A 24,994-nucleotide genomic window follows, 5' to 3' on the forward strand; every position below is an offset into this window, starting at 1 on the left:
CCGAGGACGTGAAGTGCTCACTCCACGCTTATCTGATCCCCAGGAGGGACAGGCCCGCTCTGCACATGCGGGCTGGACGCCCCTCATGGACGCCCTGAGCCAGGGCGTGCTGCTCCTGGATCCCGAGGGCCGGTATCTGGAAGCCAACCGGGCCGCTTCCCGGATCCTGGGGCTGGACCGGGAAACCCTCCTGGCCGAGGGCCTGGAAGGAAGCCAGACGGGCCTCTTCGAACACGGCGGGGCGATCCTGGCCCTGGATGAGGCTCCCGGCCGGGTCGCCCTCAGGACGGGACGGCCCGTGCGGGGCCGGGAACTCGTCTGGGCCGGGAAGGACGGCCGCAGGCAATGGCTGGAGGTCACGGCGGAACCCCTCGACGGCGGCGGGGTCCTGGTCAATTTCATCGACATCACCCGGCGCAAGCTCGCCACCGAGACCCTCAGGGCCTCGGAGGAGAAGTTCAGCCGGAGCTTCCACGGGAACCCGGACAGCGTGACCATCACCCGGCTTTCGGACGGGGTCTACCTGACGGTGAACGAAGGGTTCATGCAGACCACGGGCTATGGCACGGAGGAAATCCTGGGCCGGTCCTCCCAGCCCGGCGGGGTCGGCATCTGGGTGGACAGCCGGGACCGGGCGCGCTTCCGGGAGCTCCTGCACCGGGACGGGAAGGTCCTGGGTTTCGAGGCCCAGTTCCGGCGCAAGGACGGCGGCGTGCTCACGGGCCTGGTTTCCGCCAGCACGATCGAGGTGGAGGGGGTTCCCTGCGCCTTGACGATGACCCGGGACATCACGGACCTCCGTTCCCAGGCGCGCCAGCTCGAGCGCATGACCCAGCTCTACGCCGCCCTGAGCCACGTCAACCAGGCCATCGTCTGGGCCCGCACCCCGGAAGCCCTGATGGACCGGATCAGCGAGGCCCTGGTCAGGGAGGGCCGTTTCGCCTTCGCCTGGATCGGCTGGGCCGCGAACGGGGAGATCCGGATCGCCAGCCGCTGCGGCGACGCGCAGGGCTGCCTCGACGGCCCCGGGGGCGGGGAATCGGGCCCGGCGGCCCTGGCCCTCCGGGAAGGCCGTCCCGTGATCGAGAACGATTTCGCCCCGGACGGGACCGGGTTCAAGGCCGCGGCCGCGTTCCCCGTCCGGAAGGCCGGCGAGGTCTGCGCCGTCCTCATGGTCTACGCGAACGAATGCGGCTGGTTCGGCCGCAACGAGGTGGCCCTCCTGGCGGAGGCCGCCAGCGACGTCTCCTTCGCGCTCGAGCATCTGGACCTCGACGCCAAGCGCAAGCAGGCCGAGGCCTCCCTCCTGCGGATCTCCACCGCGGTGGAACAGAGCCCGCTGAGCATCGTGATCATGGACGCCGCGTGGAGGATCGAGTACGTGAACCCCCGGTTCACGGACGTCACCGGCTATTCCCGGGACGAGGTCCTCGGCCAGACGCCGCTCTTCCTGAAAGCGCCCTCCACCCCGCTCAAGGCCCTGGTCCAGATCCGCGAAGCCCTGGTCCAGGGCGGCGTGTGGGAAGGCGAGATCCCGAGCCTGCGCAGGAACGGCGAACCCTACCTGGAACGCGCCACCCTCGCGCCGGTGAGGGACGCTTCCGGCGCCATCACGAACTTCATCGCCTTCGAAGAGGACATCACCGAGCACAAGCGCGCCCGGGAGATCCGGGAATCCCTGGAGGAGCAGCTTGCGCACGCCCGGAAGATGGAGAGCCTGGGCAACCTCTCGGGGGGAATCGCCCATGACATGAACAACGTCCTCGGGGCCATCCTCAGCCTCGCCACCGCAAGGCTGAAGTCCCTGCCCGACGGCAGTCCGGGCCGGCGCACCCTCGAGACCATCGCCAAGGCCGCCGTCCGGGGCGGGAAGATGGTCCGGCGGCTGCTCACCTTCGCCCGCGCCACCCCCGCCGAGGAACGGAGCCTGGACCTGAACGCGATCCTGCTCGAGGAGCTCGAGCTCCTGGAAGGCACGCACCTGGCCGAGGTCCGCGTGGAGAGGGACCTGGCTCCGGTCCTCCACCCCGTCCGGGGCGACGCCGGGGCGATCGCCAACGCGTTCCTGAACCTCTGCGTCAATGCCCGGGACGCGATGCCCGACGCCGGCACCCTGACCCTCCGGACCCGCAACGTCGACGGCCGGTGGGTCGAGATCCAGATCGAGGACAATGGCACCGGGATGACGCCCGAAGTCCTGTCCAGGGCCCTGGAGCCCTTCTACACCACCAAGCCCCAGGGCAAGGGGACCGGGCTCGGCCTCTCCATGGTCTACGGCACCGTCAAGGCCCACCAGGGGGAACTGGACATCCGCAGCCAACCGGGGTCGGGGACCCTGGTCAGCCTGCGGTTCCCCGCGGGGGACCCCCACCCTGCCCCCGCCGCCGGCCCCGGCCCCTTCCCGGCGGAGGAGGCAGGGCCCCTCCGCATCATGGTGGTGGACGACGACGAACTGGTCCGGACCTCCATCCAGGAAGTGGTGGAGGCGCTGGGCCACCGGGCCACGTCCGCGGCCTGCGGCGAGGAGGGCCTGGCGGGCCTGGTCCAGGGACTGGAGGTCGACCTGGTGATCCTGGACATGAACATGCCCGGCCTCGGGGGCTCCGGCACCCTGCCCCGCCTGCGGGCCCTGCGCCCGGGCATCCCCGTCCTCCTCACCACGGGCCGGAGCGACACGGCGGCCCTGGAACTGCTGGACGCCTACCCGGGCGTGGCGATGCTGGCCAAGCCCTTCAGCCTCGAGGACCTGGAGCAGTCCCTGGGCAGGCTCGGGAAGATGCCCGGGGTCTGAGAGGCCTTCCTTTCAGCAGACACCCTCTGAGCCCGGCCATCAGCTCCACCGCAGCCCGGCGACGTCCCGGAAGCTGGTGGCCAGTCCGAGGCCTTCCCGGGCCGCAAGGTCTTCCGGAGACCCCAGGAACGCGCCGACGGCCTCGACGGTGTCGCACTGGCCCCGCAGGCCGACCCACCCATCCCGTCCGCTCTGCTTGGCGGCGTAGAGGCACCGGTCCGCGACCTCCACGACCCGTGGCCAGGCCACGTCATCGGGATGGGCGGGGACCAGGGGATAGGGGCAGAACCCCACGGAACAGGTGAGGGAGGTCTCCAGGCCGGAGCCCAGGTCGAAAGGCCTGGAACGCATGGATTCAAGGATCCGGGCCGCCAGCGTGGCGCCCAGGGAACGGTCCAGGCGCCGGGCCACCACCAGGAACTCCTCGCCGCCCCAACGGACCACCGTATCGGAAGTCCGGGCGACCTCCTGCAGCCGGTCCCGGACCTGCCGGAGCACGTGATCGCCCGCGGCATGGCCATGGCCGTCGTTCACACCCTTGAAATGGTCGATGTCCACCATCAGGAAGACCATGTCCACGTTGCCCCCCAGGCGCCCGCCGTCGGGCGTGGAACGGTGGTCCCGGCGCACCAGGGCCAGGTCCTCCTCCAGGGTCAGGTCCAGGAACCGGCGGTTCTTGAGGCCGGTGAGGGGGTCGGTTACCGTGAGCTGCTGAAGGGCTTCGTTGGCCTCGGCCAGCGCGACGGTGCGCAGCTCCACGACCCGCTCCAGGTCCCGGTTCCGCTCCCGCATGGCCTTCAGCCTCAGACGCAGCGCGAAAAAGCCCAGGACCAGAAGGCCCGCCGCCCCCAGGAGGCGGGACCACCAGGCCTGGTACCAGGCCGGCAGCACCCGGAAGGTGAACGAGGCGACGGGGCCCCAGGATCCCTCGGCCAGGCCCGATCGCACCTCGAACCGGTACGCCCCGGGAGGGAGGTTGGCGTACCGGACCTCCCGGACCTTCGTGGTCCTCCAGGCGTCCTCCAGCCCCACGAGGCGGACCTGGTTCAGGACCCTGCCCTCGTTGAGGTAGGTGAGTCCCGTGACGTGGAATTCGAGGGTCGCGTCCCGGTTGGGGACCTCCGCGATTCCCTCGAAGGGGAAGGCGAGGTGCGTCCTTCCGTAGGTCGCCGACAGGACGAAGGCGGCGGGCGGCGGGGCCGAACCCGCGAACCTGTCCTGGTGGAACCTCGCAAGGCCCCCCAGGGTTCCCACCCACGCATCCCCGCCCGGCTCGGCGAGAAAGGCGCTGCCGTTGCATTCGTCCCCGGGGAGGCCATCCATGGTCCCGAATTCCTGGAAGCGGACGCCGTCGTACCGGACGACCCCCTGGGACGTCCCCACCCAGAGCCGGCCCAGGGTGTCCTGGCGCATGAAGTAGGCCTTCCGCGCCGTGAAGCCGCCCGCCGCGTCGACATGCTTCACCAGGACGAGCCGGCCCGGTTCGTACCGGTACTGGCTCAGCCCCTGCGTATCGTGGTAGCTGACCCAGAGGTCCCCGCCGGAGCGCTCATAGACCGCGCGCACATCCGGGTCCACCAGGCCTTGCGCCTTGCCCAGGCGCCGCCAGCGGCCGTCCTCCAGCACCAGGAGCCCGTTCGAACTGGCCAGCCAGATGCGGCCCGACGCGCCGATGGAAAGGGCCGTCGTCTTCTCCCCGGGCACGGCCCCCGGGAGCGGGACGGGCTCGACGGCGAAGGACGCGCCCCGTTCCACCACCCGGAAAAGCCCCTGGCGCCGGGTCGCCACCCACAGCACGCCCCGGTCGTCGAACGCCAGGCTGATGATGGTCGACGAGGGCCGGGGCCATTCCTGCCACCGGGAGGTGCCGGGAACCCAGCGCCGCAGCCGGGCCGGCGCGCCTCCCATCCAGAGCGCGCCGTCCGGCGCCACCGCCAGGGCGAGGAAGGCCTGGTTGGCCGTGCCGGGCACCAGGGCCCATCGCCCGTCCCGGGTCTCGCAGAGGCCGTTGCTCGTTCCGGCCCAGAGCCGCCCCTGCCGGTCATGGGTGATGGACCACACCACGCCCCCGGCGATGCCGTTCTGATAGGTGTACTGCCCCCAGGCCTCCCGGCTCAGGGTCCGGTGGAGGCCCAGGCCGCCGATCCAGAGGCAGCCTTCCCGGTCCTCCAGCGCGCGGTTGACGAAGGGCGTGGGCAGGCCCCGGGCCTGGCCCAGATGCTCCCAGCGCCCGTCCCGGACGCGCACCAGGTCATCCACGGTCGGAATCAGGAGGGTCCCCGCGGGGGTCAGTTTGAGGCAGCCGTCGTAGGCGGCCGGCCCCACGCGCCGCGACAGGTCCTGGAACGGACCGGCCTCGCCCGGGCGCATCCAGAGCCCGCTCCGCGAACGCACCCACAACCGTCCCCCGCCGTCCTGGAGAACGGCGTCCAGCCTTTCGCGCCACGGTCCCGCCACCTCCGCCGGGGGCCCCTCGCTTTCCGGGCCGTACCGCAACAGGCGCTCCTGGGACCCCACGTACATGGCGTTCCCCGCACGGCCCAGGCAGCGGGCCGGTTCCTCCCCCCGCCAGCCCGGCGCGGGTTCGAAGGTCATCCGCCCGGGGCGCTGCCGGAACAGTCCGCGTTCCGTCGCCACCCACAGAAGGGAGCGGGAATCCAGGGCCAGGGCGAAGACCTCCGCCTGGGGGATCCCCTGCCCGGGGCCGAGGGCCTGGATCCTCCCCTGGTCCCTCAGGGCCAGCCCCCGGGCCGTGCCGATCCAGAGCCGGCGGCCCTCGGCGGCGCACAGGGCCCGCACCCAGACGTCCTGGAGGCCCGATTCGCCGCGGAAGGCCTGGAACTTCTGGACATCATAACGAAACAGGCCGTCCTCGGTGCCCGCCCAGAGGAACCCGTCGGAATCCTGTTCCAGGCACCAGATGGAGAGGTTCTCCAGGCCCTGGCCGTTCCCGTAGCTCTGGAAGGGCGTCTGTTCCGGGGGAACCCCCGGGGCCCCTCCCAGGACCGGGAGGGGCCCGAGGGAAGCCACCAGCAGGAATGCCGCGGAGCGGATGAACGGCTGGAACCCCATCGGACTACAGGGGCCGGAAACGGCCGGCGATCCGGTGACGGACCCGGGTCAGGCTGAGGTCCTGGGGGACCCAGAACTCCAGGAGGGTGCCACCGGGAAGGCCGCCCGCGACCGGCTCCAGCTTCAGCTGCCCCGTGCCGGAATCGTCGGAGAGGATCCGGGGGGAGTTCATCCAGGACCCGCCCTCATCCCAGGACCACCGGAACCAGATGGAGGACGCGGCGAACTTCCCCGGACGGAGCAGCACCCAATCGACGGACGCACCGGCCCCGTTGGCCGAATCGACGAACTCCATGACCGGCGGCGCGAGGTCGAGGGGGGTCTCCAGCCGGGCCAGGACCTGGTTTCCGCGGACCACCTTCAGGCTCCGGAGGGTGGTGCCCACCGGCACTTCCACCCGCCAGGAGGCGGTATCGCCCCGGTCGCCGCCGAGGGCATACATCTCCACCTCGCAGGCCACCTCGAAGTCCTTGCCCGCGGCGTCCTTCAGCATCGCCCGTCCGGCCATCGGCGCGCCCTCCCGCGGGGCCCGCTGCTGGATGCTCCCCACCGCCGTCGACTGCAGGGTTCCATTCCGAAGCACCGAACTACCGAACAGCACCACGACTTCGCCCGCACAATGGCCGATGGCCAGGACCCCGAAGGCCAATCCCAAAATACGCATGGACATCATTTAGAACCTCAATTCGATACCCTTCCAGTCTCCCAGAAACATGTTGCAGAAGTGTGACGAATGGAACAATTAGGCAGAGGAATACCGCCGGGGCGGCGGTACCCGGCCCGGCCTCCACCCCTGCCGGCCAAGCACCTCATGGTGATAACCCAGGCAGCGGGAGAAAATACCCGGGAGGAATTCCGGCCACGCTTAAAATTCCTCAAGAATCGATGCAGGGCTTGCAATCCAGGCTCAAGTCGGCAATAATTTCCACTTCTGGTCCTGCGAGCAAGCGTGGCGGAGAGATCGGATTCAGATGCTTCCCCGGGATCCGCCCGGCCAGGTGCACCGCCCCGTGCCATGGCCAGCAGGACGCTTGAGGGACCCGACGCGGATGCCCATCCCCCCGATGGGCAATGGCCATCTGGATGTCTGCTTCAAGGCCTCACGAATTTCCTTCATACCCTCAGCGGCCCCTTCGCCCATGGGCCATGCGGACCTCTTGTCCCCCCCCGCTTGGAGAATCGATGAAACGAACCATCCGGCCTTATGTTCCGGTCCTGCTCAGCGAAATGGAGCTCCACTGGCTCATCACCCAACACGACCGGATCATCGGCGACGCCTCCTCCGCCCTGCAGGGAGCGGCCAAGGCTTGGAATGAGGAACGGCGAGGCGCCCTGCTCTCCGCCTGGGACAAGTCCCGGTCAGCGGTGCCGAGGACCAGGCCGCTGGAATCCTGAAAAAATCAAAAGAAGAATTTACTTGTCAATGAGGCGTGCTATATCTAGCCGCCGCCCAGAATCCAAGGATCGAATATGAACCTGTCCCTCCCTGCACGCCTTTGGCTGATCGTAGGTTGCGCATCGGCCAGCCTGGCGGTCCTGGCCCTGCTGGGCCTGACGTCCCTCAATTCCAGCCTGAACCAGGAGCGCCGCTCCCAGATCTCGACCCTGCTCTACACCGCCGAGAACGTCTGCGCCCATTTCCACGAGCTGGCGCAGAAGGGCGAGCTCACGGAGGAACAGGCCAAGGCCAGGGCCACGGAGGTCCTTCTCTCCCTGCGTCACGAGGACACCTACTACTTCGTGCGGGACGACAAGGACATCATGCGGGTCCACGTCAATCCGGCGCGGGTCGGGAAGGTGGACCCCGGATTCAAGATGCCCGACGGCCGGCCCTCGGGGGTCGTGGGCCGGGAGCTGCTCGCGAACCAGCGGATCGCCTTCATGGAAATCAGGAACGCCAAGCCGGGCGGGCAGGAACTGTTCCCCAAGCTGAATGGGCTCATCGAGTTCAAGCCCTGGAAATGGGCCATCGGCATCGGGTTCTTCACCGACGACATCCAGGCGGCCTTCTGGTCCCAGGCCTGGCGCCAGCTGCTGATCGGGGGGATCCTCCTGGCGGGGATGACCCTCGTGGCCACGCGGCTCTCCAGGAGCATCCTCAGGCAGCTGGGAGGCGACCCCGCCTACGCCACGGACACCGTGCGCCAGATGGCCTCCGGGGATTTCAGGATCAACATCAGGCACTCGGGGAACCCGGACAGCCTGCTGGGGGCCATGGCCCACATGGAGAAGGATCTCCGGGCCGTGATCCAGGGCATCATGGACGTCTCCGCCCAGGCCGCCTCGGGCACCACGGAGCTGTCCGCCGCCGCGGGGGAACTGAACGACACCACCCTGGACCTGAGCCGGAGTTCGGACAAGCAGCGTGAGGCCATGATGTCCTCGGCCTCGGCCCTGGAGGAGGTGACCGCCTCCATCCGGGCGGTCTCGGACCGCCTGGCCATCGCCACGTCCCTGGCGGCCGAGTCCCAGAAGGTGACCGAAGGCGCCATCGTCCTCGCCGCCGATACGACGAAGACCATGGACGGGATCCGCCAGAGTTCCGAGAGCGTGAGCCGCATCACCACGGTCATCGCGGACATCGCCCGGCAGACCAACCTGCTTTCGCTGAACGCGGCCATCGAGGCGGCCAAGGCCGGCCAGCAGGGGAAGGGCTTCGCCGTCGTGGCCGAGGAGATCCGCAAGCTGGCCGAGCGCAGCGCCGGAGCGGCCAAGGAAATCCGCACGCTCATCGAGGAGAGCGGCCAGTGGGTGCGGGAAGGATCCGCTTCCGTGGAGAAGGTGGTCCAGGGCCTGGAAGCCATCCGGGACAATGCCAGGGAGCGGGCCTCCGGGGTGGTCGCCATCACGCTGGCCATCGAGGAGCAGGCCAAGGCGAGCGAGGACGTGAACAAGGCCGTGAGCATGACGGCCAACCTGACCGAACGCAACGCTTCGGCCGCCACCCAGCTGGCCGCCAGCATCGGCGAGACCAAGCGCACCATCGACGATCTGGCCTCGCTTTCAAGCAAGCTGCGCGACCTGGCGCATGGTTTCAAGGTGTGACGAATGGCCGGGCAGTCCTTTTTCATCGAACAGCCCTTTCCGGGAACGGTCAGGCGGCTTTTCCTGGAAAGCGGCGCCACCTTCGATTTCTCCCTTGAGGACCGCAGGAAATGCGGGTCCGCCCTGGAGCGGCACTTCGCGGACCACCCTGGAACCCGGGCGACGAACCCCTGGTTCATGCCGATCATCTTCGGGGGCGTGGCCTTCAGGCAGGCGCCTCCGTGGGCGGTGATGCTCGCCATGGGCATCTACGGGTACCTCGCCGAGGGCAGCCCCGCCCCCGTCACCTTCCGGCCGGGGGGCTTGGCCCTGGGCTACCATGCGCTCCGGATCCCGCCCTCGGCCCCGTTCTCCTTCACGAGGAACGGAACCCGCCTGCCCCTGACCGATGCGTTCCTCCGCATCGACGACAAGGCGGATGCCCGCATCTGGACCGACCTGTACGGCCTCGCGCCCCTGGCGCCCGGCGTGCGCATGGCTCCCTTCACGCTGATTCCCGCCGGCGACCTCCGGGAATGCATCGCCGGGGCCATTCTCGTCGACGTTGATCGGGCCGGATTCCTCAACCCCCTCAAGCGGACCTTCCTGCCTTCGGAAGCCGGCAGGTTCTTCACGGAGGAACCGAGCCCGGCCCGCCTGGGGATCCACCGTGAACGCCTCTCCGACATCCTAGGGATCCCGCTGGACGTCGGCGAGGCCGATCTGGACGTCGGCCTCGACCTGATCCGGCAGGCCTATGCCCTCCCGGCGGCCGGACCGCGGGATTGAGCTCACCCCGCCGGAACCGGCACGGAATCCGTCGCTTCCACCAGAGCCTCCACCGTCAGGAGGGGGAAGCCGTGTTCCTGCCCGAACCGTTCCAGTTCCGGCCCTCGCATCATGGTGCCGTCCGGGTTCATCAGTTCGCAGAGCACGGCCATGGGCCGGAAGCCCGCCAGGCGGGCCAGTGCGATGGAGCCCTCCGTGTGGCCCTGCCGCCCTTTCAGGCCGGAGGGGTGCCCCTGCAGGGGAAACACGTGGCCGGGCCTTGCCAGGTCCCCGGGGACGGCTTCCGGCCTGATGGCCGTGCGGATGGTCGCCACCCGGTCGCGGGCCGAGACGCCCGTGGTGACGCCTTCCCTGGCCTCGATGGAGACCGTGAAGGCGGTCCCGTTCCTGCTTTCGTTGACCTCGACCATCTGGGGAAGATCGAGCCTGCGCGCCACGTCCTCCTCGATGCAGAGGCAGACGATCCCGCTGCACTCGCGGATCATCATGGCCATGATCCGTTCGCTGATCATCTCGGCGGGGATGATCAGGTCCCCCTCGTTCTCGCGTCCGGGGTCATCCACGAGGACGACCCCCCTGCCCGCCCTGAACGCACGGACGGCACCTTCAACGTCGCCATAAGGCATGAGTCACTCCTTCTCTCATCCGGACTTTGACCGTCGGCTCCGGACTCGGACCGGATCTGCTGACCCCGTGGTTGACGGGCGCTCGCGGGCTCGGCAGGTCCTCGGACCCGACCCTACCGCCGGTGGGGACTTTCACCCCGCCCTGAAGAAAATGGTACGTTGCCGAACTTGCAACGCCAGCAGTATGACCCCTCTCTGCCCTTGCAGGCAAATGCCCACGGCGTCCGGGACCGGGGCCCGCTATCCGTTTTTTTGCAGAACGGAGAAGACGTAGCCGTAGCTGTGCCCGGTCCTGCGGTAGAGATCCCTTTCACTGCGCCTGGCCGCGATGACCTCGGCGAGGCCTTCGTCGCCTTCCCACCTTCGGCACTGGGCTTCCACCTGGTCGAAGTAGGCCCACCAGTCCCGGGCGGGAAGCCGGAAGTGGCCGAGCACCTTCAGGCCCAGGTCCCGGGCGGTCCGGAGGCTGCCGGCCTCCGTGTCCATGGCGGGGTACCACGCGGACCAGGCGCGCCGGGCCTCCTCTGGCGGGTCGTCCTCGAACCAGGTCGCGTCGGTGATCGCCATGACGCCGCCCGCGCGAAGCAGCTCCCGCCAGATGCGGAGGCCAACGGCCCAGCCCAGGTGGGTGATGGCCCCTTCGGACCACAGCAGGTCGAGGCTCTCCGGGGCGATTCCGGGGTTCGCCAGGTCCCCCGTGCGTGGCTGGATGAGCGGCAACAGGCCCTTCGCCTGGGCCAGGCCCCAGAGATCGTCCAGGGCGGTGCCGTCCGCGTCCAGGGCCAGGACGGGTGCCTGGAGGACCCGGGCGAGCACCAGGGCGGAAGCGCCCGATCCGCAGCCCAGGTCGGCGACCACCGGGCTTTCCGGAAGGGGACAAAGGGCCAGGGCCCGCAGCGTCGAAGCCTCGCTGCCCGGTCCTTTGCGCGTCATTCCTTTGAACAGGCGCAGGAGCGGAGCGAAGGATTCCATGAAGGGCATGGAAGGAAAAGGAGGGTGTTGAAGCATGGGATTCTCCCAAGTTGCATCTTGAACGCGGGACCATCAAGGCCCCGTGAAGTAAGCGCCTGCCATCCGCTTCGCCTACGAAGCGGCCGGCACCGGCTCCTGGTTCAAGGTGTTCTGGGAACGCATCCAATCTCCGGGGATCACGATAACAGAAATGCCGGGACGAAGCGACGGGGCCGCGGACCGATCGGTCGCTCAGTTCTTGCCCGGCAGGGCCTCCCCCCAGAAACAGGCGTCAAAAAGCGGAGCGAAGTCCCGCTTGGTGAGGAACCTGAGCATTCCGACCACATGATGGGTGCTGCCTTGCTTCCAGGCGAAGTTCCTCTGGTAGGCCCTCAGGAACAGCCGGAACTGCGGGTCCCCGATCTGCTCCCGGATGGTGCTCAGCAGTGCGGCGCTCTTGTCGTAGAGGAGATTCTGGCGCGTCCGCCACGAGACCAGGAAATCCTTGTCGTAGAGCCGGTTGGCCATCGGGATGCTCGAGAGTCGGCTGGATTCCTCTCCATCCGACTTCCAGCGGGCCACCATGGTCGCGTAGGCCCCTTCCCCACGCGAGGCATTCATGAAGAGCCCCGCGCAGATCTCCGCGAAGCCCTCGCTCAGCCACTGTTCGGTCTCGGAAGGGAAATGCACGGCGTTGCCCCAGTATGCGTGGGCAATCTCGTGGAGGAACCGGCGGTTCAGGTCCTGCGAGGACCAGTCCCGGAGCAGGCTGTGCTCGATGTCGAAGGCCTCGTTGGTGAGGAACATGAGGTGGGGCGGCGCCTGCCCGTACCCGTAGGAGTTGACCTGGACGATGGTGTATTCCTTGAACGGGAAGGGCCCGAGGAAGGACTGGTAGAACTGGATGGCGGTCCTGGCCAGGCCCAGGATCCGGGGGACGCTGGAACCCGCCGTGTCGTAGCTGGCGACCCGCAGCGTGATGCCGTCCCGGGTTTCCTCCGTCAGGGCGTAGCTGCCCGCCAGGGCCACGAAGAAGCAGATCGGCCGATCGAAGGACGTCTCCAGGAGGTTGTAGTCCCCCTCGACGCGACGGACGCAGTTCTCGCCCGACGCGATGGGCAGGAAGGGCTTCTTCACTTTCATGCGGCAGCGCACGGTGTAGAGGTCCCCTCCCAGGCCGGACTGGGGGAACCAGGCGGAGGTTCCCAGCTTCCAGGAATTGTCGCCTCTGGGATGGATGAGGAAATCACCCTCGATGGCGAAGGCCAGCTTCACCATCGAACCGGCCGGCAGGGCCGCCGGGAGCTCCACCAGCAGCCGGTGGTTGAGGTGGGAGAAGGGGAGGGCCTTGCCGGCATCGTCCTTAACGGACGTGAGCTTCAGGGGCCGAAGCTCCGGAGCGTTCAGGTTCGGCTTCTGGAAGAAGCTCAGGAGATCGAGCGCCAGGATCCGGGTTCCCGGGCGCTGGATCCGGTAGGTCTCCTGGACCTGGAGCACCACGTTCTCGTTGTCGTGGGTGAGAAGGTCGATCCCCACGTCCGTCAGGATCACGGGTTCCGTTTTCGGTTGGCGATAGGACCAGCCCAGGGGCTGGCTGGAGACGACCACCCCCTCCGGGGCCATCCACGTTTTGCGCGGCCGTGGAAGCACGTGGAGCGATTCCGTTTCGGCCAGGTAGGGATCGAAGGCGTACTGCCAGCACCCATCCGGCCCTTCCATGACCGCCATCGCCCATGGACGCCCATCGTCATTGCCTTTGGCAAAGGCGAAGGCATGTTCCAGAGGGGGAAGGTCTGAAGTGCGGAAATGGGTCCTGAGCTTCCCGAACGCTCCAGGATCGTCCAGCACGGCCCCGGTCCCTGGGGCCGGAAGCTTCACGTTGAAACTGGCCAGGAACAGCCTGCGGAAGGGGATGGTGACCACCGGCACGTTGCCGTCCATGATGGCCTTGACCTTCGTGTTCCAGGCCAGATTGGTCCTCATCACCGCCAGCTCCAGGGGCTCCCTGGATCCATAGGCCAGTTCTCCCCTGCCTTCGAAATACACCCCAACCTGGACCGCGCCGCTCCGCACCGGCACCATCACGGCGCTTTCGATACGGATGCGCCCCTGGCCCACGAGGATCTCCTGGTTGGAGACGAGGGATCCCGGTTCCCCCGGCACGGCCTGGACCATGGCCCGGACCCGGTCCAGGCCGTCCGCGGCCAGGGGCCGGGAACCCCCAAGCAAAAGCCCGGCGCAAAGGATCGCTTCCTGCAGAACGACTGGCCACCGCATCGGTCTCTCCCATGTAATGGGTTCTTGGCGCATTGGAACAGAACCGGAATTCACGCCGGATCGAGATCCTGAAGCGGAAAGCCCGCGGTTGGCGGGGCTAGGGCGCTTCCGAATAGAGCACGCAGGTGGAAGGCTCCGTGCTCCAGGAATAGCCGAGCCTCTGCAAGAGATAGAACCTGTCGTTCCGGTCGAAACCGAGATAGGGGCGGTTGGATTCGGCCGGCCCCAGGATGATGGTCGACCAGATGTCCTGGTCCAAGGTCAGAAGCTGCTGTCCGGCGGAACTCTGGAAGCGGACGGCGATCCGGTCGCTCTTCAGGGACTTGGCGAAGTAGCTCAACGGGCTGTAGCCCGTGAATCCCGTGGTGGCGACCGACTGGACGGGGGTCCAGGCCCCGCCCGCCTTCCGGATATCGCACAGATCCGCGTAGGTGGCCAAATCGAAAGGATCGTGGCGGCGCAGGAAAAAGACATGGATGTCGCCCCGGTAGCTGATCAGGAAATCCAGGGAGGCCTGCACCCCGAAGGAAGCGGTGGCGCCGGGGACCTGTTCCCCTTGCCACTGGTTCGGCCCCTGGCGCTGGAGAAGGTAGATGTCCTGCCAGGCCCCCAGCAGGACGTACGGAACTCCGCTGGCGTCGGTCGTCAGCCGGAACGAATCGACGGTGGTGAGGACCGGGGTGACCACGTTCAAGGATTCTGTGGTCCAGGCGCCGTCCCCGCCCTTGTAGGCGTACTCGAGCCCCATCGGGGTGCTGGAATCCTTCAGCCAGACCAGGTGAAGACCGTCCGCCCGGTCCAAGGTGAACGTGATGCCGTCTGTTGCGGAACGGAGGGTCCTGCGCGCCACCTCTTCCGACTGCCAGGCCGCGCCGTCGAACCACGCGTGCGTGATGGCCACTTCCTCACTGCCCTGCATGACCTTCCGGAGATACACGGTGTGGGGACGATCATGGGAATCCAGCCTGAGCATCGGATCGACGAGGAAGCAGGCATTGGCCAGGGGGTTGGAAACCCAGCCCGTCCCGGAGGGCGTGGCGATCCCGAAGGTTGTGTTGTTCGTATTCTGCGCAAAGATCCAGTCCCCGCTGGAATCCATGGCGCCCATCACCGAAGGGGGCATCGGCTTGAGGGTGGGGGCCAGCAGGGACAGGGAGCCCGGCCTGGGCAGGGTCGCCACCTGCACAGGAAGGCTGGGGGCCGCCGAGGAGCTCTCCTTGCGGGCCTCGACCCGGTAGGTGTAGAAGCCGGTCGCCAGCAGGAGGTCCTGGTAGGAGGTGGCGGTGGGGGCGAGATGGGCGACTTCCTGGTAGGAAGGGGAGGACGTCACGCCGCTGGCCCTGGCCACCACCACTTCGGTCGCGCCCGCGCTGCGGTTCTCCCAGGTCAGGCTCACCCCTTCAACCATCGGCGTGGCGGCCAGCGAGGTGGGGGCCTTCAGGCTGGTGGACACGGTATAGCTCATCGCCTGCACGGACTTGGCCCCCTTGGAGTACGTCACGCGATACGTGAGGTAGGTGCTCTCGGGTGCCTGGGTATCCAGGTAGGAGGTGGCTCCGAACGGCACCCCGGGAATCACGGACCAGGCGCAGGTCCCTCCGTAGCTCGTGCTCGTGCCCCGCTCCAGGGTCAGGGCATCCGCCACGAAACTGGTGTTGGTCCACTTCAGGGCGATTCCATCGTCACCGCTGACGGCGCTGTTGAAAACGGGCTTCATCAGCCCGGTGGGAGCAGTGACCACATTGCTGTAAGGAGAAACGGCCGTTCCCAGGACGGCGCGCATCCGGAACCGGACCTCCGAGTCCTCCGGCAGCGCGGAGGGATCGAAGGTGGCGTAGGCACTGGTCCAGGCGGGCGGGAGGAGGTCCGATCCCAATTTGGTGAACGAGCCGCTGCCCAGGGCCAGTTCGAATTCATAACCATCGAATTTATTCGCCGGCGCGGTCCAGCGGAATTCGAGGTAGTACGAGACGCTCAGGTCCCCGCTCACCTGGAGGCTGGTGGGACCGTTCAGGGCCGGCGTGCCTCCCCCGCCACCGCCCGAGCCGCAACCCGACAATCCCAGCAGTGAGAGCATGCCGAAGAGGACCACAAACCAGAGCGAGGGCCGGGCCATGAGTTTTCTCCAGGATTGAATGTATGGAATATCCCAAGTCTGACCCTCCTCTTGGCCGAAGACAAGCATTCAACGCGCCGGAAGCCCCCTGGACGCGATCGCGCTGGCCCAGGTGCGGCACCCGGCGGGAACGGCCTTCCCCCCGGACCTCAGGAGGCGGAAGGGAGGTCGGAGGCGGCCAGGTGAGGCGTCCTGGCCGCGCGCTCATTGACGATGCTTCCGTAGCTCTTGAGCTTCCGGTACAGGGTCGCGGTTCCGATCTGGAGCTGTTCGGCCGTGCGCACCTGATTGCCTCCATGGTAGGCCAGGGCCGCGAGGATGCAGTCCTTCATGGATTCGGAAAGGGGCCGCACGGCCTCGGGCGGCGGGCCTTCCCGGGAACGGGCGGCATCGGCCGCCGAGCGGATCTCTTCGGGGAGATCCTCGTATTCCACCCGGTCCGTGACGCCCAGGGCGATGGAGCGTTCCATCGCGTTGGCCAGTTCCCTGACATTGCCCGGCCAGGGGTACCTTACGAGTCCACGGGCCGCCAGGGGTTCGATCCCCTTGATCTCCCGGCCCATGGCCAGCGCCCTGCCCGCGAGGAGGAACAGGGCCAGGGGAAGGAGGTCCTCCCGGCGCTCCCGGAGGGCCGGTACGGCCAGTTCCACCACCTTCAGGCGATAGAACAGGTCCTGCCGGAAGCCGCCCTTCTCGACCTCGCCCGCCAGATTGCGGTTGGTGGCCGCCATGATCCTGACGTCGATGGGGCGCGTCCGGGTTTCGCCCATCCTGCGGATCTCCCGCTCCTGGATCGCCCGCAGGAGCTTGACCTGCATGGCCAGGGAGATCTCGCCGATCTCGTCCAGGAGGATCGTTCCATGGTCGGCTGCCTCGAAAAGCCCCGGCCGGTCCTGGATGGCCCCGGAGAAGGCGCCCCGCGCATGGCCGAACAGCTCGCTCTCGAACAGGCCTTCGCTGATGGCGCCGCAATTGAACGCCACGAAGGGTCCCGCCGCCCGCGGGGATTTCTCGTGGATGAATCGTGCCACCTGCTCCTTTCCGGAGCCGGTCTCCCCCGTGATCAGGAGGGTGGAATCCACTCTGGCCACGCGCCGGGCGACGTCCAGGATGCCGGCCATCGCGGGGCTCATGGCGAAGAGACCAAGGGCCAGCTGGATCGGATCGGGCACCAGGCGGGCCATGGCATGGTCGAGATCATCCGGGCGCGGCAGATCCAGGCCGGCCTTCTCCGATCGCCGGCGAAGCACGGTCGTGGCCGCGAAGCCGCATGGGCGTGGCGCATGGCTGCAGGGTGTTCCGGAGTTTCGATATTGAGCGAACATGAAAATTCTCCTCAAGATGCTGGAGGGTCGTCATGGGATCGCCCGGTCGGCGTGCCCCCCTGGATCCGGGCCAGCGGGGCATTCCTGTTCAAGACCTGTGCCAACAGCCGCAACAAGGCCTTTTCGTTGGAATGGCATGGATTGCGGCCGGAAACCGGCCCGGGACGAGGGGCCGCGGCCTCGCCGCATTCGACGGGTTCCGCCAAATTCAACCGAATCCGAGGGGCATTCGTGCCTTTGTCACATCCATTCGAATCGCTGGATGCCCTCCTTGCGCATCCGCCCCCGCAGCGTGCTCGGATTCAGGCCCAGGATCAGCGCCGCGCCGTCCTTGCCGTCGATCCTTCCATGCGTCTGGCGGAGGGCCGCGATGATGTGGGCCCGCTCCATCTCGACCAGAGGTTTGAGAGGGATCTCGCCCGCGACGGGTTCCTGCGCCAGCGCCTCGAACGTGTCCATGACCTGCAGCGTCGAGCCCTGCGAAATGATGACCGCGCGTTCGATGACGTTCTCCAGCTCCCGGATGTTCCCGGGCCAGGAATGATTGACCAGCTTGCTCATGGTTGCGGCCGAGATGTTCTCGATCTTCTTCCCCGTTTCCCGGCTGAACTTCCGGATGGCCGACTCAACCAGGAGCGGGATGTCCTCCCTGCGCTGGCGCAGGGGGGGGATGACCACGGGGAAGGTGCTCAGCCGGTAGTAGAGGTCCTCCCGGAAGCGCCCGCTGGCCAGGTCCTCCCGGAGATCGCGGTTGGTGGCGGCGATGATCCGGACATCCACCTTGATCACCTGCGGGCTGCCAAGGCGGCAGAATTCCTTTTCCTGCAGTACCTGAAGGAGCTTGGCCTGCAGCTCCCAGGGCAGGTCCCCGATCTCGTCGAGGAAGATCGTTCCCTTGTCGGCCAATTCGAAGCGCCCGATCTGCTGGGCATGGGCCCCCGTGAAGGCCCCTTTCTCGCGGCCGAACAGCTCGCTCTCGATGAGGGAGCCCGGCAGCGACGTGCAGTTCACCACGACCATGGGGTGGTCCCTGCGCGCGCTCCGGGCGTGGATGGCGCGTGCGAGGGTGCTCTTGCCCGTCCCCGTCTCACCCAGCAGGAGCACGGTCGTATCCTGGGGGGCGACCGCGTCGATGCTGTGGAAGACCTCCTTCAGCGAACCGCTCTTGCCGACCATTTCGCCGAAGTTGTACCGCCGGTCATCCTCGAAATGGAGGTAGCTGTTTTCAGCCTCCAGCCGCTCCTTCAGGGCTTCCACCTCCGCCAGGGCCCGCTCCAGCGCCTCCTTGGCCACGGTCAGCTCCCGGGTGCGGTCCCGCACCCGCTGATCGAGCTTCGCGTTCAGCGCCTCCACGTCCATCCGGGCCATCACCATGGCCGTGATGTCGGTGTCCACCGCGACCGCGCCGAGGACGTCCCCCTCCAGGACGACCGGGGCCGCGGAGCTGCGATGGATCCGCTCCGCCCCCGTCCGCGGGTCGGTATGGATCAGCTCCTCGGCGACCGTTTCGCCCTTCAGGGCCCGCGCGAGGGGAGCGTCCTCCGGCAGGATGGGCAACCCGGTGGCGGCCCGGCGGTACGGGAAGGGGAAGCCCCGGCGGGCTTCCTCCGGGAGGTCCTCCAGGGATTCGACGCCCAGCATCCTCAGGGCCGAGGAATTGCACAGGACCACGGCGTCCTTCGTCGCGACCAGGACCGCATCGGGCAGGGACTCGATGATCGCGTGGAGTTCGGCGGCCTGGAACTGGGAGATCCTCCGGGTCCGCTCCAGTTCCTCCGCGCGGACCTGCTCCACGGATTCCAGGACGCGCTGGTGCTCCAGGAGGCCGTCCACGATGGGTTTCAACCGATCCTTCGCGACCACAAGGCGCCGGGAGGAGATGAGGGTACCCCCAGCCAGGTGGGCTTCGGACGCATCGTCCGTCTCCCGTTCGAGTTCCTCCCGGAGGTCGTTCAGAAGGGCCTGGAGCTTCTTCATCGGTTCCCTCCATGGCGTTCGATGAGGTTCCTGGATTCCGGGGCAGTGAAAAATCACGACATCGAGACTTCACGGGGCGAAATAATGCCAGACAGAATCTCACCCCCCATGGGGAAAGACCACCCCCAAGGCTGCGCCTGTCTCTCGGTCCGTCTGATTAAACCCGGCCGGGTTCAGGTTTCCCGGGGTCCGGATGCGGGCAGTCCCCCATTCGGCGCCAACAGATCCTCCAGGAAGAACGCCGCCAGTTCCGCCCGCCCCACCAGCCCCGCCTTCCGGTAGACCCCCTGGGCCTGCTGGCGCGCCGTGGCCTCGCGCGTGTTTCTCAGTTCCCCGATCTCCCGGGTGGAAAGCCCCTTCAACAGAAGCAGGGCGATCTCCCGTTCCGCCGGGCTCAACCCCCACCGGTCGAACTGCTGGTCGATGGCCAGGGAAAGCCCGCGCACCAGGGTTCCGGCCTCCTCCTGCCAATGCCGGGACTCCCGGCGGGTGGCAGCCAGGTCCGCGGTGAGCCGCCGGACCTCCTCCCGCCGGGTCCTCAGGGCCATCAGCCCCCATCCGGCGGCGCCCAGGGCCGCCAGGGCGGCGATCGCTTCCACCAGCAGGTGGGTCGGTCCGGTGGCATGCTGGGCCCGGTCCGTGACCAGATCGGCCACCAGCAACCCGGCGATCACCACCAGGATGGCGCTGAAACCGGCCCGGGGGGGCCATCGGCCTTCTGTCTGACTCGACATTTCTTTCCTTTGATTCTCAACAGTATAGGCGACGATGCGACATCCGTCGGATGGCGGGTCGGCCCCTCGTGACCGAGTCTGGGGGTCTCATGGAGGCCCGAATGCCGCACCAACCCGACCCCAATCTTCCGGATACCCAGGCAGGACAGGAGGAGGCGTTGAGCCTGCTCTGGGACTGGCCGACCCGGGTCCTCCACTGGGCCATGGCCGGCCTTTTCCTGGGCGCATTCTCCATCGCCGTGGCGAGTTCGGAACATGGCAGGGTCTTCCCGGTCCACGCCGCCGTGGGGCTGCTCCTCGGGCTCGCCATCCTGTTGCGGCTCGTGTGGGGGTTCGTGGGTTCCAGGCCGTCCCGGTTCGCTTCGTTCCCGCTCCGGCCCTCCAGCCTCGCGCGCTATCTGAAGGAAGCCCTGGCGGGCCAGGACCGGCCGACGGATGGCCACAACCCCGCCGCCGGGTATGCGGCCCTTGCCATGCTGCTGCTGCCCCTGGCCCTCGCAGCCACCGGCATCGCCATGGGCCTCGGCGGGAAATGGGCCGAGGAGGTCCATGCCGTCCTGGCCTACGCCATGCTTTCGGTGGTCGCCCTCCACGTCCTTGGCCTGGCCTGGTACACCCGCCGCCATCGTGAAGCCATCGCCTTGAGCATGGTCCATGGCCGGCGCCGCCTGCCCCAGGGCGAGGCCATCCCCTCCTCCCGTCCCTTCATCGCGGTCGCCTTCCTCCTCGCCCTTGCCGGCGGGGGGACGCTCCTCTGGAAAGGGCTGGACACGCGAAAACGGACCCTTCTCCTCCCGGGTGCGACGACGCCCCTGTCGGTGGGAGAAGACGGGAAGGACCGGCAGGGCCCGGCAGAGCATGAGGACCACGACTGACCCCCCCGTGAGGAAGGTCCTTGCCCGGAACCCGGGTCCTCACGATCCGTCCGGAAGCACGGTTAGGAAGGCCAGCAGCGATTTGCGGTAGGTGCGAAAGAGCCTGCGGCCTTCGGAGGTGAGGGCCGCGGTCGTCCGGGGGACCTTGCCCTGGAACCGCTTCTCGATGCGCACCAGCCCCGCGGCCTCCAGCTTGGCCAGATGGAAGGAGAGGTTGCCCACGGTGAGGCCCACCTGCTGGGAAAGGAAGGTGAAGTCCGCCTCCTCCAGCATCCACAGGCAACCCACGATGGAAAGCCTCGCGGGCTCGTGCAGCGCCTTGTCCAGGCCGACCAGGGAGGGCGGCATCTCAGGCATGGGCGGTCTCCCGGAGGAAGCGGGCCAGGAGGCCGCAGCCCGTGAGGACCATCAGGACCGGCAGGAAGACGAACCAGGAACTCCCGAACGGGAAGCCCCCAAGGTGGAGCAGGATCATGAGGAGGCAGAAGGCGGCGTAGCCCAGGAACCGGCGCAGCTTCAGGAAGAGGCCGGTCAGGAACAGGGGCAGGGGCAGGAACATCACGTAGAAGACGCGGGTGATCAGCTTCGCCATCTCGGCTTCGCCGGCACCGACCAGGAGCACCCGGTGGACACGCAGGGCCGCCGCCAGGGTGAACACCGACACCAGGGCTGCCAGAGCCACCATCGGGTAGCGGTTCCGCCACAGGGCGGCCCTGGCGAAGCCCGCCCTCGGTTCGAAGACCCGGGCCCTGAGGACGGCGAACACCATCCTGCCCACCCCTCCCCCGACGAGCACCCCGAGGGGCAGTCGAAGAAGGCCCAAGTGCCCCGGGTAGGGAAATTGCCACATTGCGATCAGGCCGGCAAAGCCCGCAGCACAGGCCAAATCCAGGGCACCGTCCCGGTAGGCGGCACGGAGCGCGGACGAAGGGGTGGGATGGGGCGTGGCCATGGGGGGGCTCCGTGCAACACAATCTAGTTTGTATTACAAACCAGATTGTATTGCCATAGAAAACTCGAACCGGTTCGTCACCCGGGTGGACCCCAGGCCGGGTCCCCCGCCCAAGCCCGCCCCGTCGGAGGCGGCCCCTACCCTGCCATGGCCGCGAGCCTGGCCGCGACCTGCCTCTTGCCCAGGCCCCGCACGCCCGCATAGGCTTCCAGCTGCTTTTGACGCGGGCTGGATTTCTCCGCTTCCCAGTTGTAGATGGTCTGGGCGGAAACCCCCAGGAGCGCTCCCATTTCGGCGGCGGTCAGGCCCAAGCGCTGCCGGAGGGCGACCAGTCCCTTGGCGCTGAACCGCACACGAGGCGCCGGATCCGCCTTGGCCCGTTTCTCAATGCCGGCGGTCCTGCTCAGACGGGCAGCCACCTTCTCAAGATCCGCGACCCTCCGCTTCAAGGTGGAGATTTCGGCTCGAAACTGGCCAACGGCCTTCTTGAGTCCCTCCGTCTCCTTGCGGATCTCCTTCCTCGCGACCCTGGCAATTTCCTCTTTGAGAGCAGAAGCGATGTTTGGCATGGGGAGTCCCTTCCTCGTCGATAATCCAAATGTTCAGAAACCAATCATACATGCCCTTGGACCTGGGCCGCGGAAAGCACCCTCCTTCGGGCCTTCCATCAAAGGGCGAGCAAGGGCGAGATCGTGGACCAGGCGGCCGCGCCTTGACAGAGCCCGAATTTGAACTTATTGATTAGCTCCAGACTTAAATCCACGGTGCTTCAAACTCAGGGGTTTCACCTTTGGCCCGGACGCCAGCGCCGGGGGAGTGGGGTTTTTGTCCATGGAACCGAAACCCGAGTCCATCACCCATCTGCACCTTTTGGCAATCGTGATGACGGAGCTGGGGCGCTTCGAACGGGAGCCGGTGATCCGGATCCTGGATCTGGGCTGCGGCAACGGCCACCTGATGGCCTATCTGTATGAGATCCTCACCGCCCGTTACCCCGAGAAGCGGTTCGAGATCTGGGGCCATGATGTCGAGGAGTACCATGGCCATGGCCCGGACCTGCTGGCCACGACCTTGGCCTACCTCAACCACCAACAGCCCGAGGCTCCCTGGGCGGGTTTCGTACGCGTCATTTCCGCTACAGGACCGTGGCCCTACCCCGATGGATTCTTCCAGGTGATCCTGACCAACCAGGTGATGGAGCACGTGGAATACCCCAGCCTGGTCTTCGGCGAGATCTACCGGGTCCTGTGCGAAGGAGGCTTCTCCGCCAACCTGTTCCCATTCAGGACCAACATCCAGGAAGGTCACCTGGGTCTGCCCTGGGTCCACCGGATCCAGAATTTCGAATTCCTGATGGGCTATATTCGGTTCATGAGCAGGCTTGGCTTCGGCCTCTACCGGAGGCGTCGCGACCGCTACCCCCTTGAGGAGTACACCGAGAAATACGCCGATTTCCTCCGGCTCTGCACCCACTACATGCCCACCAGGCAAGCCTTCGCCCTGGCCAAGGAACATCACCTGCGGATTTCCTTTCCATATTCCCAGGACTACTACTTCCAAAAGTTCCGGTCCCTCCTCGGTCTGGCGCCACGGTACCGCTACCGCCTGCGCCGCAGGCCCGTCCGGGACTGGTTTGCCTTTTCCATTTTCATGTACCTGGATTGCGTCACCATGTTCCTGGAGAAGAAGGACGCCTACAGCATGCCGGATCAGGTCCGGCGGGAGTGGTTGGAACCGGAAGCTCTTCCCGCTCGATGCAAGCCGTAGTGGGGACCGGGATCCAGCCTCGATCGGCTGGACCGGACCCGTCAGGACTCCGAAAGCGAATAGCCCGCCTTCGTCCGTTTCGCCTCATACATGGCGGCATCCGCCTTCATGATCAACTCCTTCGCGGTCTGGCCGTCTTTCGGGAATACGGAGATCCCGATGCTTGCCTTGATGCGGAGGCTGATGTTTTTGCCGCCTTCGACCACCAGGCACGGAGCCCCGATCGCCTCGATGAATTTCCGGGAAATCAGGACGGCATCGTTCTCCTCCCGTACCGCCATCAGCAGATACATGAATTCGTCACCTCCGTGGCGGCTTACCGTATCGTCGCTGCGGCTGTGTTCCTGGAGGCGGTCCGCCACCATTTTCAGGACGATATCCCCGATGTCGTGCCCATACGTGTCATTGATCTGCTTGAAATCGTCCAGGTCCAGAAACAGCACCGCCAGGTTCCAGGTGTGGCGATGGGCCTGGGCCAGGCCGTGCTCCAGCCGGTCCAGGAACAGGGCGCGGTTGGGCAGACCCGTCAAAGGGTCATGCAGGGAGGCATGGCGGTCCTTTTCCCCTTCCGCCAGGGCCTTGGACAATTCCTCTTCCAGGATGCCCCGGTCGGCCACCTCTTCCTTCAAGGCCAGGTTGACGTCTGCCAGCTGTTCGGACGCTTCGTGCACCTTCTCTTCAATGACTTCGCTCTGCACGAGGGCCTGTTTTATTCCATGCCCCGGGTCATGGTCAGCGAGTTCCAATTTGAGAGACGTGTTGACGGAGGTCAGGTCCTCGGCACAGCCTTCAACCAGGTCCTTGACGCGCTCGTTCTGGTCAAGCAGGCGATCCAGAGTCTTGCCGGGCTTGGGGTGGGATTCGATCGGGTCCATCGGCGTGGCCTCCACAGGGGTTCTTGATGGAACGTCGCGGCAGGGCTCCCCACCCTCCGTGAGTCCATCCTGCCCGCAGGAGAAACCCGAAGGGGTTCCCGGGCATCGGCAGGATGAAGGCCAGGGTATGGGGTGCACTTCCCCCGGAACGGCCTCTTCGGCGCCGCTTGCTCCGGGAGAGGGCGATCCAGGTTGTCTAGTCGGAGTTGTAGTCGATCCAGAGCAGCTTGGTTCCCACGGGCTCCTGGACCTGGCCATTGGCCTCGGCCGTGACGAACAGCTGGAACGCGTGGAGCGGGGTTACCGACTTGAGGGTGCCTTCACGGTCCTTTTCGACCTTGAGGGCTCCGACGTTCTGCGGCACGGCATCCTTTCCCTGGCCCACCCAGACCACATAGATGGCCGCGGGCGGGTTCAGTTTCTGGGGATCCGCCAGGTACTTGACCGAGAGATGGATGGCGATGTTTCCATCATCCGTCTTGCTGAACTTGACCTTGCCTTGTGCCGCCGGAATGTCCGGGGAAACATTCATGGCGGTGGCGTGGGTGAAAAGCCCGGTCGCAGCGAAGACCGCAGCGGGGGAAAGGGTCAGGACAAGGGTCGTCAATGCCGTTCGGGTGATTCTCATAGGGGTCTCCTGGGGTGCCACCCCTGGGTTCCAGGACGTCTGGCGGGGGGACTCCACCGTTCAGCAAATCCTGAGCCATTGCTTAAGACCTATTATTTAAGATATTTAAATTCACAATTTCTCCTGCCGGGCGGCTTCCTCATCAAAATGGAAGCGCACTTTCCATCACAATCACCTGTCCGGGGCGACGGCCAAGGTACGACCCGGGAGGCGTG

20 protein-coding genes and 1 riboswitch are annotated in these 24,994 nt (G+C 66.9%); of the genes, 6 read left to right on the plus strand and 14 right to left on the minus strand.

Features of this window, described 5'->3' with window-relative positions; all coding sequences use genetic code 11:
* Positions 1-85 precede the first annotated feature (85 nt).
* Positions 86-2,791 (plus strand): PAS domain S-box protein, encoded by a 2,706-nt coding sequence (locus ACZ5MC_RS13545; protein WP_464516027.1) that lies wholly within the window; start codon positions 86-88, stop codon positions 2,789-2,791.
* Between the two features lie 39 nt (positions 2,792-2,830).
* Here the strand turns inward: ACZ5MC_RS13545 and ACZ5MC_RS13550 are convergent, their stop codons facing one another.
* Together ACZ5MC_RS13550 and ACZ5MC_RS13555 are read right to left on the minus strand one after the other, a co-directional pair.
* Positions 2,831-5,863 (minus strand): diguanylate cyclase, encoded by a 3,033-nt coding sequence (locus ACZ5MC_RS13550; protein WP_464516028.1) that lies wholly within the window; start codon positions 5,861-5,863, stop codon positions 2,831-2,833.
* A 4-nt stretch (positions 5,864-5,867) separates the two neighbouring features.
* The gene (locus ACZ5MC_RS13555) at positions 5,868-6,527 is read right to left on the minus strand and encodes a hypothetical protein (RefSeq protein WP_464516029.1); all 660 of its coding nucleotides are present in this window, start codon (positions 6,525-6,527) and stop codon (positions 5,868-5,870) included.
* A gap of 518 nt (positions 6,528-7,045) precedes the next feature.
* Between ACZ5MC_RS13555 and ACZ5MC_RS13560 the strand changes: the two genes are divergently transcribed.
* From ACZ5MC_RS13560 to ACZ5MC_RS13570, 3 genes are all read left to right on the plus strand, one after another.
* Positions 7,046-7,258 carry a hypothetical protein gene (locus ACZ5MC_RS13560; RefSeq protein ID WP_306601036.1) on the plus strand — a complete coding sequence of 71 codons (213 nt, stop codon included), beginning with the start codon at positions 7,046-7,048 and terminating at the stop codon, positions 7,256-7,258.
* A 75-nt stretch (positions 7,259-7,333) separates the two neighbouring features.
* Positions 7,334-8,908, plus strand: a complete 1,575-nt coding sequence (locus ACZ5MC_RS13565; RefSeq protein ID WP_306601037.1) for a methyl-accepting chemotaxis protein — start codon at positions 7,334-7,336, stop codon at positions 8,906-8,908.
* Between the two features lie 3 nt (positions 8,909-8,911).
* Positions 8,912-9,676, plus strand: coding sequence for a hypothetical protein (locus ACZ5MC_RS13570; protein WP_306601038.1), 765 nt, complete (start codon positions 8,912-8,914; stop codon positions 9,674-9,676).
* A gap of 2 nt (positions 9,677-9,678) precedes the next feature.
* Here ACZ5MC_RS13570 and ribB read toward each other — a convergent pair whose 3' ends face one another.
* The 7 genes from ribB to ACZ5MC_RS13605 form a co-directional block, all read right to left on the minus strand.
* On the minus strand, positions 9,679-10,302 hold the full coding sequence (ribB, locus tag ACZ5MC_RS13575) for a 3,4-dihydroxy-2-butanone-4-phosphate synthase (protein WP_306601039.1): 624 nt from the start codon (positions 10,300-10,302) through the stop codon (positions 9,679-9,681).
* A gap of 3 nt (positions 10,303-10,305) precedes the next feature.
* A riboswitch (FMN riboswitch) is annotated at positions 10,306-10,456 on the minus strand.
* Between the two features lie 86 nt (positions 10,457-10,542).
* Entirely contained in the window at positions 10,543-11,274 is a 732-nt protein-coding gene (locus ACZ5MC_RS13580) for an SAM-dependent methyltransferase (protein ID WP_306601040.1), read from the minus strand.
* Positions 11,275-11,505: 231 nt separating this feature from the next.
* Positions 11,506-13,530 carry a M1 family aminopeptidase gene (locus ACZ5MC_RS13585; RefSeq protein WP_464516030.1) on the minus strand — a complete coding sequence of 675 codons (2,025 nt, stop codon included), beginning with the start codon at positions 13,528-13,530 and terminating at the stop codon, positions 11,506-11,508.
* A gap of 97 nt (positions 13,531-13,627) precedes the next feature.
* Entirely contained in the window at positions 13,628-15,646 is a 2,019-nt protein-coding gene (locus ACZ5MC_RS13590) for a fibronectin type III domain-containing protein (protein ID WP_464516031.1), read from the minus strand.
* A gap of 149 nt (positions 15,647-15,795) precedes the next feature.
* Positions 15,796-16,896: a sigma-54 interaction domain-containing protein gene (locus ACZ5MC_RS13595; protein WP_464516032.1), complete on the minus strand. Its 1,101-nt coding sequence runs from the start codon at positions 16,894-16,896 to the stop codon at positions 15,796-15,798.
* A gap of 315 nt (positions 16,897-17,211) precedes the next feature.
* Positions 17,212-18,948, minus strand: coding sequence for a sigma-54 interaction domain-containing protein (locus ACZ5MC_RS13600; protein WP_464516033.1), 1,737 nt, complete (start codon positions 18,946-18,948; stop codon positions 17,212-17,214).
* A 173-nt stretch (positions 18,949-19,121) separates the two neighbouring features.
* Positions 19,122-19,682 carry a helix-turn-helix transcriptional regulator gene (locus ACZ5MC_RS13605; protein WP_464516034.1) on the minus strand — a complete coding sequence of 187 codons (561 nt, stop codon included), beginning with the start codon at positions 19,680-19,682 and terminating at the stop codon, positions 19,122-19,124.
* A gap of 158 nt (positions 19,683-19,840) precedes the next feature.
* Here ACZ5MC_RS13605 and ACZ5MC_RS13610 point away from each other — a divergent pair, with 158 nt between their 5' ends.
* On the plus strand, positions 19,841-20,557 hold the full coding sequence (locus tag ACZ5MC_RS13610) for a cytochrome b/b6 domain-containing protein (protein ID WP_464516035.1): 717 nt from the start codon (positions 19,841-19,843) through the stop codon (positions 20,555-20,557).
* A 39-nt stretch (positions 20,558-20,596) separates the two neighbouring features.
* Here ACZ5MC_RS13610 and ACZ5MC_RS13615 read toward each other — a convergent pair whose 3' ends face one another.
* The 3 genes from ACZ5MC_RS13615 to ACZ5MC_RS13625 all read right to left on the minus strand — a co-directional run bounded on the left by ACZ5MC_RS13615 (position 20,597) and on the right by ACZ5MC_RS13625 (position 22,078).
* Positions 20,597-20,914, minus strand: coding sequence for a transcriptional regulator (locus ACZ5MC_RS13615; RefSeq protein WP_464516036.1), 318 nt, complete (start codon positions 20,912-20,914; stop codon positions 20,597-20,599).
* Positions 20,907-21,326: a hypothetical protein gene (locus ACZ5MC_RS13620; protein ID WP_464516037.1), complete on the minus strand. Its 420-nt coding sequence runs from the start codon at positions 21,324-21,326 to the stop codon at positions 20,907-20,909. Before ACZ5MC_RS13620 ends, ACZ5MC_RS13615 begins: the two co-directional genes overlap by 8 nt.
* A 320-nt stretch (positions 21,327-21,646) precedes the next feature.
* Positions 21,647-22,078, minus strand: coding sequence for a helix-turn-helix domain-containing protein (locus ACZ5MC_RS13625; RefSeq protein WP_464516038.1), 432 nt, complete (start codon positions 22,076-22,078; stop codon positions 21,647-21,649).
* 346 nt (positions 22,079-22,424) lie between these two features.
* On the opposite strand from ACZ5MC_RS13625, the gene ACZ5MC_RS13630 reads away from it, so the two are divergent.
* Entirely contained in the window at positions 22,425-23,276 is an 852-nt protein-coding gene (locus ACZ5MC_RS13630; protein WP_464516039.1) for a class I SAM-dependent methyltransferase, read from the plus strand.
* 41 nt (positions 23,277-23,317) lie between these two features.
* Here ACZ5MC_RS13630 and ACZ5MC_RS13635 read toward each other — a convergent pair whose 3' ends face one another.
* Complete coding sequence (locus tag ACZ5MC_RS13635; RefSeq protein ID WP_464516040.1) at positions 23,318-24,151, minus strand: diguanylate cyclase; 834 nt, start codon at positions 24,149-24,151, stop codon at positions 23,318-23,320.
* Positions 24,152-24,347: 196 nt separating this feature from the next.
* Positions 24,348-24,779 carry a hypothetical protein gene (locus ACZ5MC_RS13640; RefSeq protein WP_464516041.1) on the minus strand — a complete coding sequence of 144 codons (432 nt, stop codon included), beginning with the start codon at positions 24,777-24,779 and terminating at the stop codon, positions 24,348-24,350.
* Positions 24,780-24,994 lie beyond the last annotated feature (215 nt).

The sequence above is a fragment of the Mesoterricola sp. JemC181 genome, from assembly GCF_055384585.1.